Source organism: Streptomyces sp. NPDC001027 (genome assembly GCF_040299045.1).
Classification (GTDB): domain Bacteria; phylum Actinomycetota; class Actinomycetes; order Streptomycetales; family Streptomycetaceae; genus Streptomyces.
Map to the genome: position 1 here is coordinate 1 of NZ_JBEPBI010000069.1, position 12231 is coordinate 12231.

General features: G+C 73.2%; 14 protein-coding genes. 10 read left to right on the forward strand and 4 right to left on the reverse strand.

From position 1 onward, the window contains the following. Nucleotides 1-75: 75 nt before the first annotated feature. The 4 genes from ybaK to ABT300_RS20330 form a co-directional block, all read right to left on the reverse strand. Nucleotides 76-579, reverse strand: coding sequence for a Cys-tRNA(Pro) deacylase (ybaK, locus tag ABT300_RS20315; protein WP_351677501.1), 504 nt, complete (start codon nt 577-579; stop codon nt 76-78). A 7-nt stretch (nt 580-586) separates the two neighbouring features. After that, entirely contained in the window at nt 587-1327 is a 741-nt protein-coding gene (locus ABT300_RS20320; protein ID WP_351677503.1) for an LON peptidase substrate-binding domain-containing protein, read from the reverse strand. An 11-nt stretch (nt 1328-1338) separates the two neighbouring features. Then, a complete protein-coding gene (locus ABT300_RS20325; RefSeq protein ID WP_351677505.1) occupies nt 1339-2382 on the reverse strand; it encodes a hypothetical protein in 1044 nt (347 codons plus the stop codon). A gap of 204 nt (nt 2383-2586) precedes the next feature. Then, a complete protein-coding gene (locus tag ABT300_RS20330) occupies nt 2587-4161 on the reverse strand; it encodes an oxidoreductase (protein WP_452991676.1) in 1575 nt (524 codons plus the stop codon). 165 nt (nt 4162-4326) lie between these two features. On the opposite strand from ABT300_RS20330, the gene hisD reads away from it, so the two are divergent. The 10 genes from hisD (at nt 4327) to ABT300_RS20380 (ending at nt 12213) form a co-directional block, all read left to right on the forward strand. Further along, nucleotides 4327-5652, forward strand: a complete 1326-nt coding sequence (hisD, locus tag ABT300_RS20335) for a histidinol dehydrogenase (protein WP_351677507.1) — start codon at nt 4327-4329, stop codon at nt 5650-5652. After that, nucleotides 5649-6758, forward strand: a complete 1110-nt coding sequence (locus tag ABT300_RS20340; protein ID WP_351677509.1) for a histidinol-phosphate transaminase — start codon at nt 5649-5651, stop codon at nt 6756-6758. The genes hisD and ABT300_RS20340 overlap by 4 nt, the downstream gene beginning before the upstream one ends. Further along, nucleotides 6755-7357, forward strand: coding sequence for an imidazoleglycerol-phosphate dehydratase HisB (gene hisB / locus ABT300_RS20345; protein WP_351677511.1), 603 nt, complete (start codon nt 6755-6757; stop codon nt 7355-7357). The genes ABT300_RS20340 and hisB overlap by 4 nt, the downstream gene beginning before the upstream one ends. Nucleotides 7358-7361: 4 nt before the next feature. Further along, nucleotides 7362-7526: a CG2302 family histidine operon protein gene (locus ABT300_RS20350; protein WP_173985677.1), complete on the forward strand. Its 165-nt coding sequence runs from the start codon at nt 7362-7364 to the stop codon at nt 7524-7526. A 14-nt stretch (nt 7527-7540) separates the two neighbouring features. Further along, nucleotides 7541-8200, forward strand: a complete 660-nt coding sequence (gene hisH, locus ABT300_RS20355) for an imidazole glycerol phosphate synthase subunit HisH (protein ID WP_351677568.1) — start codon at nt 7541-7543, stop codon at nt 8198-8200. Then, on the forward strand, nt 8197-8922 hold the full coding sequence (priA, locus tag ABT300_RS20360; RefSeq protein WP_351677513.1) for a bifunctional 1-(5-phosphoribosyl)-5-((5-phosphoribosylamino)methylideneamino)imidazole-4-carboxamide isomerase/phosphoribosylanthranilate isomerase PriA: 726 nt from the start codon (nt 8197-8199) through the stop codon (nt 8920-8922). The genes hisH and priA overlap by 4 nt, the downstream gene beginning before the upstream one ends. Continuing rightward, nucleotides 8919-9332, forward strand: a complete 414-nt coding sequence (locus ABT300_RS20365; protein ID WP_351677515.1) for a RidA family protein — start codon at nt 8919-8921, stop codon at nt 9330-9332. The genes priA and ABT300_RS20365 overlap by 4 nt, the downstream gene beginning before the upstream one ends. Further along, nucleotides 9329-10084 carry an imidazole glycerol phosphate synthase subunit HisF gene (gene hisF, locus ABT300_RS20370; protein ID WP_351677517.1) on the forward strand — a complete coding sequence of 252 codons (756 nt, stop codon included), beginning with the start codon at nt 9329-9331 and terminating at the stop codon, nt 10082-10084. Before ABT300_RS20365 ends, hisF begins: the two co-directional genes overlap by 4 nt. A gap of 151 nt (nt 10085-10235) precedes the next feature. Further along, nucleotides 10236-10853 (forward strand): ArsR/SmtB family transcription factor, encoded by a 618-nt coding sequence (locus ABT300_RS20375; RefSeq protein WP_351677519.1) that lies wholly within the window; start codon nt 10236-10238, stop codon nt 10851-10853. A gap of 106 nt (nt 10854-10959) precedes the next feature. Then, complete coding sequence (locus ABT300_RS20380) at nt 10960-12213, forward strand: MFS transporter (RefSeq protein ID WP_351677521.1); 1254 nt, start codon at nt 10960-10962, stop codon at nt 12211-12213. The last annotated feature ends 18 nt before the right edge of the window (nt 12214-12231 follow it).

The following is a 12231-nucleotide window of genomic DNA, read 5'->3' on the forward strand; positions in this document are numbered from 1 at the left end:
CCGGGTCGCGGGATCGGCCTGGACGGCCTCGTCCTCAAACGCCGGACGGGCTGGAAGGCGGACGGGCTGGAGGGGTCAGGGGCGGGCGATGGGGGCCAGTAGGGCGGTGGTCTGGGCGGTCAGGTCTGTGGGGGAGAGTTCGATCTCCAGGCCTCGGCGGCCCGCCGAGACGCAGATGGTGGCGTGCTGCGTCGCCGAGGCGTCCAGGACCGTGCGGAGTTTCCTGCGCTGGCCCAGCGGGGAGATGCCGCCTCGGACGTAGCCCGTGGTGCGTTCGGCCAGGACCGGGTCGGCCATCGCCGCCCTTTTGCCGCCCACCGCCGAGGCCAGGGCCTTCAGGTCGAGGGAGCCCGCGACGGGGACCACCGCCACGGTGAGGGCTCCGTCCACGTCCGCGACCAGGGTCTTGAAGACGCGGTCGGGGGAGACGCCCATCGCCTCGGCCGCCTCCTCGCCGTAGGAGGGGTGGCTCGGGTCGTGGTCGTAGGCGTGGACGGTGTAGTCCACGCCCGCCGCTGTCAGGGCCACCGTCGCGGGGGTGCCGCCGGACTGCTGCTGCTTCTTGGGCTTCTTCGCCATGGGGCCTTCAGTTGAGACTGGTGGGGGCGCGGGTCAGATCCGCCGCGGGCAGTGAGGGCAGGCTGCGGATGATCGCCGTCTCGGCGCGCAGCACGGTCAGCTCGTCCCGCAGGCGCGAGGCCGTGTCGGGGGCCTGCAGCAGGCGCTGCTTGCTCGGGACGTCCAGCATCATCGCCGCCGCCACCAGGTACGACACCACGGACGGGTCGTCCGGCAGGTCCGCGCCGGTGGCCAGCGAGCGCTCGCGGGCCCCCGCCAGCCGCTTCTGGTACTGGCGGAAGGCGCGCAGCACGCCCTCGGCGAGGGCGCCCGCCTCGTCGCCCGGTTCCTCCGGCAGCTCTTCGAGCTCCGCCGTCAGGAAGGGGCCCGAAGCGTCCACCGACAGCAGCTTGACGCGGGTCGTGCCCGTCGCCAGCACCTCGAAGGTGCCGTCGGCGCGCTCCCGGATCGTCGCCGCGTCGGCCACGCAGCCCACGCCGTGGAACGTCCTCGCGGGGTCGTCGCCGAACCCGGCGGCCGGGCCGCGCTCGGTCACCGCGGTGCGGTCGGGGAGCCCCCGGGCGCTGGGCGCCACCTCGTGGCCGTCACGGATGGCCACGACGGCGAACCGGCGCGGTTCTTCCTCGGGGGTCTTCAGAAGATCGCGCATCATGGCGCGATAGCGCTCCTCGAAGACGTTGAGCGGGAGCACGAGTCCCGGGAACAACACCGAGTTCAGCGGGAAGAGCGGCAGACGGACGGTGGTCACGACGCAGAAGCCTAATGGTCCAGCGGCCGGGCTCGTCCGCCGTGCCCGTCACCCGGTTGCCACGGGGGGCGTTCGGACGGCCCCGAGCGGACCTCCTCGCGCACGGCGAGGAAGTGGCCGAGCGGGTCGTCCGACAGCCGCCCCCAGGGGAAGGAGGTGGCGTACGGGCCGATCAGCCGCAGCTGGGCGAGGGCGTCGTCGCGGCGGTCCAGGCGCACCAGGACGTACGTCAGCACGTTGCGGATCTCGGCGGGCCACGGGTCGGCGGCCGGGAAGCGCGCGGAGAGCGCGATGGCGCGGTCGGCTGCCGCGTCCAGCCGCTCGCGCGGCACCTCGGGGCCGCAGCCGTCGGTGAGATAGGCGAAGGCCGCGCGGGACGGCAGCGCCTGGACGAGGGAGCCGGCCGGCGCGTCCTGCGCGGCCCGGTCGGCGAAGTCGAAGCACTCGCGGTGGGAGCCGTGCCAGGACTCGGCCAGATAGCGCTTGGCGGCGACATGGCAGCCGTAGTGGTGCGGGGCGCGGCGCACCGCGGCCGCCCACAGCTCGCCGAAGTACTTGTGCCCGGCCCGGGAGCCGCGGGCGTGGTCCAGGGCTATCCGCCACGGCACCGGGTCGCGGACGTCGCTCTGCGCGGCGGCGGTGATCAGCGGGCTCACCTCGCGCAGCAGCTCGGCGCGGGCCGGCGACTGCCAGGCCCGCGCCACGGCGAGCTGGGCGGCGACGAGCAGGACGTCGGGATCGCGCGGGGCGGCGGCGCGCCAGTCCTCGAACCACTCCGGGCGGGAGCGGGCGAAGGCCGCGAGCCGGGTCGCGTACCGGTCGCGATACTCCCACTCGGCCCGTTCCCTGGTGTGGGCCAGCAGTTCGGCGGCGGGCGCGTAGGCGCCGAGGGCGGCGGCGACCAGCGCGGGACCGAGCCGGTCGTCGGGCACGTCGAGGAGCACCTCGTCGTCGGCGGGGAGCCCGGCGGCGCTGTGGGGGGCGGCGTTCCGTGCCTGCCGGGAGCTCCGGGAGGCGCGGATGAAGGGGGGCAGCAGAGCCATGGTGCCGACCATTGAAAAGCCGTGGCTTCAGATTCCGCCAGAGGGTTCGCGCAACCTGTGGAAAGTTGTACGCTCCCAGGTCAAGGGATGGTAAAGGGCGTGCGTGCAACAGGTTTTCTGCCCGAGCGCCACGTCAACCCGGAGCACGCCCCGTCAGCCTCGAAGCACGCCCCGTCAGCGTTGAGGCAGGAGCCGTCAGCCTCGAAGCAAGGGCCGTCAGCCCCGGCGCAGCAGTCTCGTCGCCCCCGCCGCCACCGCCGTCGCCAGGATCCAGCCGAGCAGGACCAGCGCCGACGACAGCCACTGCCAGCCGCCGCTGAGCTGCCACTGGCCGACCTGCCCGAGGTCGATGACCGGCAGCAGCAGGTCGAGGGCGAACAGCGCCGGGTTCCAGGGCGGGTGCCCCTGCCGGTCGACGGGCGGGTGCGCCGCGTGCGCGAACGCCAGCGAGCTCGCCGCCCACAGCACCGCCATCCACACCGCCGCGCGGCCCGGACGGTACCCGTAGGCGACCGTCCAGTCCTGTGCGTAGCCCCAGAGCTTCGCGGCCGGCGGCAGGGTCTCGCGACGACGGCGCTGCTTGGCCAGCAGGACCTCGCGCGCGTCCTCGTCCTCCCCGCCGCCCCGCAGCACGGCCGCCAGCCGCTCGTAGGGCTCCGGGGCGTACTCGGCCGTCGCCGCGGCCACCCAGCGCAACCGCTCGGTCAACGGGAACGGCCCCTGCGGCACCAGGTTCTCGTAGGCGAAGCCGCCCATGTGCAGCGCGCCCGGACCCGGCCAGGCGCTCGCCCGGTCCACCAAATTGATCACCCGGGCGCCGGACAGGACCACCTTGCCGCGCAGCGGCTGCTCGCCCAGGAAGCGCAGCTCGGGCGTCTGCACCCGGCGCAGCGACAGCTCCTGGTCGTCCGTGAGGACGAACCGGGCCCGCTCCAGGTCCACCGCGTCCCCGAACCGGCCGTCGTCCAGGCGTATCCCGCCCCGGCACTCGAAACGCTGGATCCGCGTGCCGCGGGCCGGGGTGACGCCGCTCAGCGCGTGTCCGCCGACGCCCGCCGGGGTCAGGTACAGCGAACGCTCCACGGTGAGCTGGGGCGCGTTCAGCGCGAGCCGCCGGTACGGGTTGACCAGCCGCGCCCCGCGCAGACTCAACGACACGCCGATCTTGGCGCTGCGCAGGCTCAGCTCGCCGTGCGACTCGAGCAGTTCGGCCTGGAGGTCCTGGCCGACCGTCATGCCGTCGGCGGCGATCGAGCGGCCGGTGCGGTCCCGGTGGACGATCGCCTGGTTCAGCAGCAGGTCCGTTCCGATGTGCGCGTCGGTGAGCCGCACGCCGTTGTGGAAGCGGCAGCGCGGGAGGTGCAGATCGCCCTCGGTGTGCACCCGCGCCGCCTCCAGGCGCGGCACGGAGCAGTCCACCAGCCGTATGGTCGTGAACCGCGCCTCCGGCAGCAGCACGTCCTGCTCGAAGCGGCAGCGCTTCATCTCCACGTACGGCACCACCGTGCCGCCCGCGAGATCCAGCGAGCCGCTGATCTGCACGCCGGCCAGCTTCAGCGAGGCCACCCGGCCGGCCAGCGCCGGCGGCCCGTCCAGCAGCAGCCAGGCGACCGTCCGGGCCCGCACGGTCCGCGCCCCGCCCCAAGGACGGCCCCCGTGCGGATCGTCGACGACCGTGTCCCCGCTGCTCAGGTCGTACACGCTGCCGTTGCGGAAGGCCTGCCACATGCCCGCCTCGGCCGCGGTCAGGTCGTCCGGCAGGTCACCGGCGCCGTCGGTCACCGCAGTCACCCGTTCCCCCTTTGTGACTCATGGGTCTCGCCCCCGGCTGTTCTGCCCGCCGGGTGACCGCCCGAACACCCGGCGTGAAGGCGATCTTCCGATTCCGGCCACGGTCTGTATCAGCCATTGATACGCGCGGACGACGCCCGATCCCGGTCTGAGAGAATTGGCCACGTGATCTCCCGAATCGATCTGCGCGGCGACGCCCTTCCCGAGGGACCCGCCCTGCGCGACCTGCTGCCCCGAGCCGACTTCGACGTCTCGGCCGCCCTCGAGAAGGTGCGTCCGATCTGCGAGGCCGTGCATCATCGGGGCGACGCGGCGCTGATCGACTTCGCCGAGCGGTTCGACGGGGTGCGGCTGGAATCCGTCCGCGTCCCGGCGCGGGCGATCGCCGACGCGCTGGACGGGCTCGACCCCGCCGTGCGGGCCGCCCTGGAGGAGTCCATCCGCCGCGCCCGTCTCGTCCACCGCGAGCAGCGCCGTACGACCCGCACGACCCAGGTCGTGCCCGGCGGCGCCGTGACCGAGAAGTGGGTGCCCGTCGACCGGGTCGGTCTGTACGCGCCCGGCGGCCGCTCGGTCTACCCGTCCTCCGTGGTGATGAACGTGGTGCCCGCGCAGGAGGCGGGCGTCGAGTCCATCGCCCTGGCCTCGCCCGCCCAGGCCGAGTTCGGCGGGCTTCCCCACCCGACGATCCTCGCCGCGTGCGCCCTGCTCGGCGTGGACGAGGTGTACGCGGCCGGCGGCGCGACCGCCGTCGCGATGTTCGCGTACGGCACCGAGTCCTGCGCGCCCGCGAACATGGTCACCGGCCCCGGCAACATCTGGGTCGCGGCCGCCAAGCGCTACTTCGCCGGCAAGATCGGCATCGACGCCGAGGCGGGACCGACCGAGATCGCCGTCCTCGCCGACGCCACGGCCGACCCCGTGCACGTCGCCGCCGACCTGATCAGCCAGGCCGAACACGACCCGCTGGCCGCCGCCGTCCTGGTCACCGACTCCGTCGAGCTGGCGGACGCGGTGGCCGAGGAGCTGGAGCCGCAGGTCGCGGCCACCAAGCACGTCGAGGACCGGATCGTTCCGGCGCTCTCCGGCCGGCAGTCGGCGATCGTGCTGGTCGACGGCGTCGAGGAGGGCCTGCGGGTGGTCGACGCCTACGGCGCGGAGCACCTGGAGATCCAGACGGCGGACGCCGCCGCGGTGGCCGACCGGGTGAGGAACGCGGGCGCGATCTTCGTCGGGCCCTGGGCGCCGGTCTCGCTCGGCGACTACGCGGCCGGCTCCAACCACGTCCTCCCGACGGGTGGCTGCGCCTGCCACTCCTCCGGGCTGTCCGTGCAGTCCTTCCTCCGCGGCATCCACATCGTCGACTACACGCGCGACGCGCTCGCCGAGGTCGCGCACCACGTGGTGACGCTGGCGGAGGCGGAGGACCTGCCGGCCCACGGGGCGGCGATCAAGGCGCGGTTCGACTGGAAGGTGCCGACGACCAAGTGAGCTTCGGAATCGACGATCTCCCCGTACGGGACGAGCTGCGCGGCAAGTCCCCCTACGGCGCGCCCCAGCTGGACGTGCCCGTACGGCTGAACACGAACGAGAACCCCTACCCGCTGCCCGAGCCGCTGGTCGAGCGGATCGCCGAGCGGGTGCGCGACGCGGCCCGCCACCTCAACCGGTACCCCGACCGCGACGCCGTGGAGCTGCGGACGCAGCTGGCGAAGTACCTCACCGACACGGCGGGGCACGAGGTCGCCCCGGCCAACGTGTGGGCCGCCAACGGCTCCAACGAGGTCCTCCAGCAGCTGCTGCAGACCTTCGGCGGACCCGGCCGCACGGCGATCGGCTTCGAGCCGTCGTACTCGATGCACGGGCTCATCGCCCGCGGCACCGGGACCGGATGGATCTCCGGGCCGCGCAACGCCGACTTCACCGTCGACGTCGCGGCCGCGGAGAAGGCGATCGCCGAGCACCGCCCCGACGTCGTCTTCGTCACCACCCCCAACAACCCCACCGGCACCGCCGTCCCGGCCGAGACGGTCCTCGCGCTGTACGAGGCCGCGCAGGCCGCGAAGCCGTCGATCGTCGTGGTCGACGAGGCGTACATCGAGTTCAGCCACGGCGACTCGCTGCTGCCGCTGATCGAGGGCCGGCCGCACCTCGTCGTGTCGCGCACGATGTCGAAGGCCTTCGGCGCGGCGGGACTGCGCCTCGGCTACCTCGCCGCGCACCCGGCGGTGGTGGACGCCGTCCAGTTGGTCCGGCTGCCCTACCACCTGTCGGCCGTCACCCAGGCGACCGCGCTGGCCGCCCTCGAACACACCGACACCCTGCTGAAGTACGTCGAGCAGCTGAAGTCGGAGCGGGACCGCCTGGTGGGCGAACTGCTCGCGGCCGGCTACGAGGTCACGCCGTCCGACGCCAACTTCGTGCAGTTCGGGCGGTTCGACGACGCCCACGCGGTGTGGCGGCAGATCCTCGACCGGGGCGTCCTGGTCCGGGACAACGGGGTGCCCGGCTGGCTGCGGGTCACCGCCGGAACCCCCGAAGAGAACGACGCGTTCCTCGACGCGGTCCGTGAACTGAAGAAGGAGACGAACGCATGACTCGCGAAGGCCGCGTCGGAAGAATCGAGCGCACCACGAAGGAGACCTCGGTCCTCGTCGAGGTCGACCTCGACGGCACCGGCAAGGTCGACGTGTCGACCGGCGTCGGCTTCTACGACCACATGCTCGACCAGCTCGGACGGCACGGCCTGTTCGACCTGACCGTGAAGACCGACGGCGACCTGCACATCGACTCGCACCACACCATCGAGGACACCGCCCTCGCGCTGGGCGCCGCCTTCAAGCAGGCCCTCGGCGACAAGGTGGGGATCTACCGCTTCGGCAACTGCACGGTCCCGCTGGACGAGTCCCTCGCCCAGGTCACCGTCGACCTCTCCGGCCGCCCCTACCTCGTGCACACCGAGCCCGAGAACATGGCGCCGATGATCGGCGAGTACGACACGACGATGACCCGGCACATCCTGGAGTCCTTCGTCGCCCAGGCGCAGATCGCCCTGCACGTGCACGTGCCCTACGGGCGCAACGCGCACCACATCGTGGAGTGCCAGTTCAAGGCGCTCGCCCGGGCCCTGCGCTACGCCTGTGAGCGCGACCCGCGCGCGGCCGGCATCCTCCCCTCCACGAAGGGCGCGCTGTAAAGCCATGACCGGACTGTCGACCGTCCTGATCGTCGTCGGCCTCTTCCTGGCCGGCGGCATCTACTCCTTCGTCAAGCAGCAGATGCCCAGGAGCCTGATCGTGCTGCTCTCGATAGGGGCCGCGATGTGCCTCGTCGCCGGTGTGATGCGGCTGGAGGTGTGGAATTGAGCACCGCGAACGGCATGAGCACCGCGAAGAACACGAAGAGCGCGAAGAAGGTCGTGGTCTTCGACTACGGCTTCGGCAACGTCCGCTCAGCCGAGCGCGCCCTCGCGCGCACGGGGGCGGACGTCGAGATCACCCGTGACTTCGACGCGGCGATGAACGCCGACGGACTGCTGGTGCCGGGCGTCGGCGCCTTCGCCGCCTGCATGCGCGGCCTGAAGGAGGCTCGCGGCGACTGGATCATCGGCCGCCGGCTGTCCGGCGGCCGGCCGGTGATGGGCATCTGCGTCGGCATGCAGATCCTGTTCGAGCGAGGCATCGAGCACGGCGTGGAGACCGAGGGCCTCGACGAGTGGCCCGGCGCGGTCGAGCCGCTGCAGGCCGACGTCGTGCCGCACATGGGCTGGAACACCGTGGACGCCCCGGCCGACTCCCAGCTGTTCGCCGGCCTCGACGCGGACGCCCGTTTCTACTTCGTGCACTCCTACGCCGTCCACGACTGGTCCCTGGAGGTGCTCAACCCCGCGATGCGCGCCCCCCGGGTGACCTGGGCGACGCACGGCGAGCCGTTCGTGGCCGCGGTCGAGAACGGCGCCCTGTGGGCCACGCAGTTCCACCCCGAGAAGTCCGGCGACGCCGGAGCCCAGCTCCTCACCAACTGGATCGGAACACTGTGAGCAAGCTCGAACTCCTCCCCGCCGTCGACGTCCGCGACGGCCAGGCCGTCCGCCTGGTGCACGGCGAGTCCGGGACCGAGACCTCCTACGGCTCCCCGCTCGACGCGGCCCTCGCCTGGCAGCGGTCGGGCGCCGAGTGGCTGCACCTGGTCGACCTGGACGCCGCGTTCGGCACCGGCGACAACCGCGCGCTGATCGCCGAGGTCGCCAAGGCGATGGACATCAAGGTGGAGCTCTCCGGCGGCATCCGCGACGACGACACCCTCGCCGCCGCCCTGGCCACCGGCTGCACGCGCGTGAACCTGGGCACGGCCGCCCTGGAGACGCCCGAGTGGGTCGCCAAGGTCATCGCCGAGCACGGCGACAGGATCGCGGTCGGCCTGGACGTCCGCGGCACGACCCTGCGCGGCCGCGGCTGGACCCGCGACGGCGGCGACCTCTACGAGACGCTGGCGCGCCTCGACCGGGAGGGCTGCGCGCGCTACGTGGTCACCGACATCGCCAAGGACGGCACCCTGCAGGGCCCCAACCTCGAGCTCCTGAAGAACGTCTGCGCGGTCACCGACCGGCCCGTCGTCGCCTCCGGCGGCGTGTCGTCGCTGGACGACCTCCGGGCCATCGCCGAGCTCGTCCCGCTCGGCGTCGAGGGCTCGATCGTCGGCAAGGCGCTGTACGCGAAGGCGTTCACCCTGGAAGAGGCCCTGGAAGCGGTGGCGCGGTGAGCGAGGTGCGTCGGATCGGGTCCGGCGGACCGTGGGAGGAGGCCTTCGGCTACTCCCGCGCGGTGCAGCTGCCGAGCGGGCTGGTGCTCGTCTCCGGCTGCACCTCCGTGGTGGACGGCGAGATCGCCGCCGGGGGCCCGTACGAGCAGACGGTCAACGCCTTCAACGTCGCCTTCGCCGCGCTGGAGAAGCTCGGGCTCGGCCGCGACGACGTCGTGCGCACGCGCATGTACCTCACCCACGCGCGGGACGTCGACGACATCGGGCGCGCCCACAAGGAGCTGTTCGACGCCGTCCGGCCCGCCGCGTCGATGGTCATCGTGTCCGGCTTCGTCGACCCGAGTCTGGTCGTCGAGGTCGAGGTCGAGGCGTTCCGCTCGGGCGGCGACGAGGAGGTGCCCGCGTCATGACGCTGGCCGTACGAGTCATCCCCTGCCTGGACGTGGACGCCGGCCGGGTGGTCAAGGGCGTCAACTTCCAGAACCTGCGCGACGCGGGCGACCCGGTCGAGATGGCCAAGGTCTACGACGCCGAGGGCGCCGACGAGCTGACGTTCCTGGACATCACCGCGTCCTCCGGCAACCGCGAGACCACGTACGACGTGGTGCGCCGCACCGCCGAGCAGGTGTTCATCCCGCTGACCGTGGGCGGCGGGGTGCGCACCCCGGAGGACGTCGACAAGCTGCTGCGCGCCGGCGCCGACAAGGTGGGCGTCAACACCGCCGCGATCGCCCGCCCGGAGCTGATCCGGGAGATCGCCGAGCGGTTCGGGCGGCAGGTGCTGGTCCTGTCGGTGGACGCCCGGCGCACGGAGTCGGGCTCCTTCGAGGTGACGACGCACGGCGGCCGCCAGGGCACCGGCATCGACGCCGTCGAGTGGGCGCACCGGGCGGCGGAGTTGGGCGCGGGCGAGATCCTGCTGAACTCGATGGACGCGGACGGCACGAAGGACGGCTACGACCTGGAGATGATCGCCGCGGTGCGGCGGCACGTGACGGTCCCGGTGATCGCCTCCGGCGGCGCCGGCAAGCTCACGGACTTCTCGCCGGCCGTCGAGGCGGGCGCGGACGCGGTGCTTGCGGCGTCGGTCTTCCACTTCGGCGACCTGCGGATCGGCGAGGTCAAGCAGACCTTGCGCGAGGCGGGTCACCCGGTGCGGTGACGCAGACGGACGCGCGCCCGGACGCGCGGCGCTCCTGACCCACGGTAAGCCCCGGTCGCCAGGCGGCCGGGGCTTACTCGTGGCAAGAAAGGAAGGAGAAGTTGCGCAAAATATATTGTGCAACTATTCTTTCCTGTCTACCGTTGGGGACATGACAGGCAGGGAACGCAATCGCCGGATCACGGACCTGGGCACGCTGAAGGCGCTCGCCCACCCGTTGCGGATGCAGCTGTACCGCGGGCTGACCGTCGCCCGAGTCGCCACCGCCTCCCACCTCGCCGACCAGGTCGGCGAGGCCGTCTCGCTCGTCAGCTACCACCTGCGCAAGCTCGCCGAGCACGGGCTCATCGAGGAGGCCGAACCGCAGAGCGCGGACGGCCGCGAGCGCTGGTGGCGGCTCTCCTCCGACGGCGTGAGCATCCGCGACGAGGACTTCCGCGACGCCCCCGAGAAGGCGGCCGCGCACACCGCGGCCAGCCGGCTCTTCGCCGAGGACCGCATGGACATGTACCGGCGCTGGCTCGACGAGCGGGCCCACTGGGGCGCCGAGTGGAACCGCAGCGCCGAGTCCTCCGAGTCCATCCTGCGTCTCACCCCGGACGAACTGGCGGAGCTCAACGCCGAGATGCTCGCGCTCCTGCGCAGGTACGAAGAGCGGGGCAGGGCCGCGGACGCCGCCGAGGCCGCAGGTGCCGGTGAGGGTTCCGAGGCCTCCCGGGGCCGCGAGACCGTCTCGGTGTACACGTACTCGTTCCCGTTCCGTGTCTGATCCGGCGCCCCGACCCCCGTCCGCCCCCGGACCCGCCTCCGCGTCCGCCGCCGTGCCCGCGCCCGTGCCCGAATCCGTGTCCGCTCCCGTGGGAGAGAGGCTGCCGGTGACCACCGCCACGCACGAGACCGTCCAGCGCACCGCCCCCGACCTCGCCGCCCACCGCGACCCCAACGTGCTGCGCTGGCTCACCGCCTACACCGCGTCCATGGTCGGCGACAGCGTCTACTACATCGCCCTGTCGTGGGCCGCCGTGCAGAGCGGCACCGCCGCACAGGCCGGGCTGGTGATGACGGCGAGCGCCGTGCCGCGGGCCCTGCTGATGCTGGGCGGGGGAGTGATCGCCGACCGGCTGGGACCGCGCCGGGTCGTCATCGGCAGCGACGCCGTGCGCTGCGCGGCCGTCCTCGCGGTGGCCGCGCTGCTGTACACGACGACTCCCGGTCTGTGGCCGCTCGCCCTGCTCGCCCTGGTCTTCGGCGCCGTCGACGCCGTCTTCATGCCGGCCGTGGGCGCGCTCCCCGCGCGCGTGACGAGCCGCGGGCAGCTCGCGCGCGTCCAGGGCATGCGCGGCCTCGCCATCCGCTTCGCGAGCGTCGTCGGCGGGCCGCTCGGCGGTCTCGGCGTGGCGGTGGGCGGCGCGGCCGCCGCGTTCGCCCTGGCCGGAGTGCTCATAGCGGTCTCGGTGCCGCTGCTGTGCGCCGTGCGCGTCGGCAAGCTGCCCGCCGACGACAGGGCGGCCGCCGGCGACACCGCCTGGAGCGATCTGCGGGCCGGCCTGCGGTACGTGCGCCGCCACCGCGTCCTCGCCCCGCTGCTGCTGGCCATCGCCCTGGGCGACCTGGGCTTCGTCGGGCCCCTCAACGTGGGCCTGACCCTGCTGGCCGACGAACGCGGCTGGGGCGCCGCCGGCATGGGCTGGGTGCTCTCCGGATTCGGCGTCGGCGCGGGCGCCGCCTCCCTGCTGCTGACCCTGCGAGGACGGCTCCCGCACGCCGGACGGCTGGCCGGCTGGTCGATCCTGGCGGGCTCCGTCGCCATCGGCGCCCTCGCGTTCGCGCCCACCCTCGTCACCGCCGTCGGCACGGCCCTGCTGATCGGACTGCTCGCCGGGCTCAGCGGCGCCGTGTGCGGAGCCCTGCTGCAGACCCAGGCCGACCCGGCCTACCTGGGCCGCGTCACCGCCGTCTCCAGTCTGGTCAGCGTCGGCCTCACCCCGCTCAGCATGCCGGCGTCGGCCGCGGCCGTCGGAGCCTGGGGCGCCGGCCCCGTCTTCGTCGTCAGCGCAGCGGTCTGCGGCCTCGGCGGCGTCGTGGCCCTCAGCGTGCCCCACCTGCGCCGCGCCGAACTGCCGCGCTGACCTCGCGCCAGGAGGCCG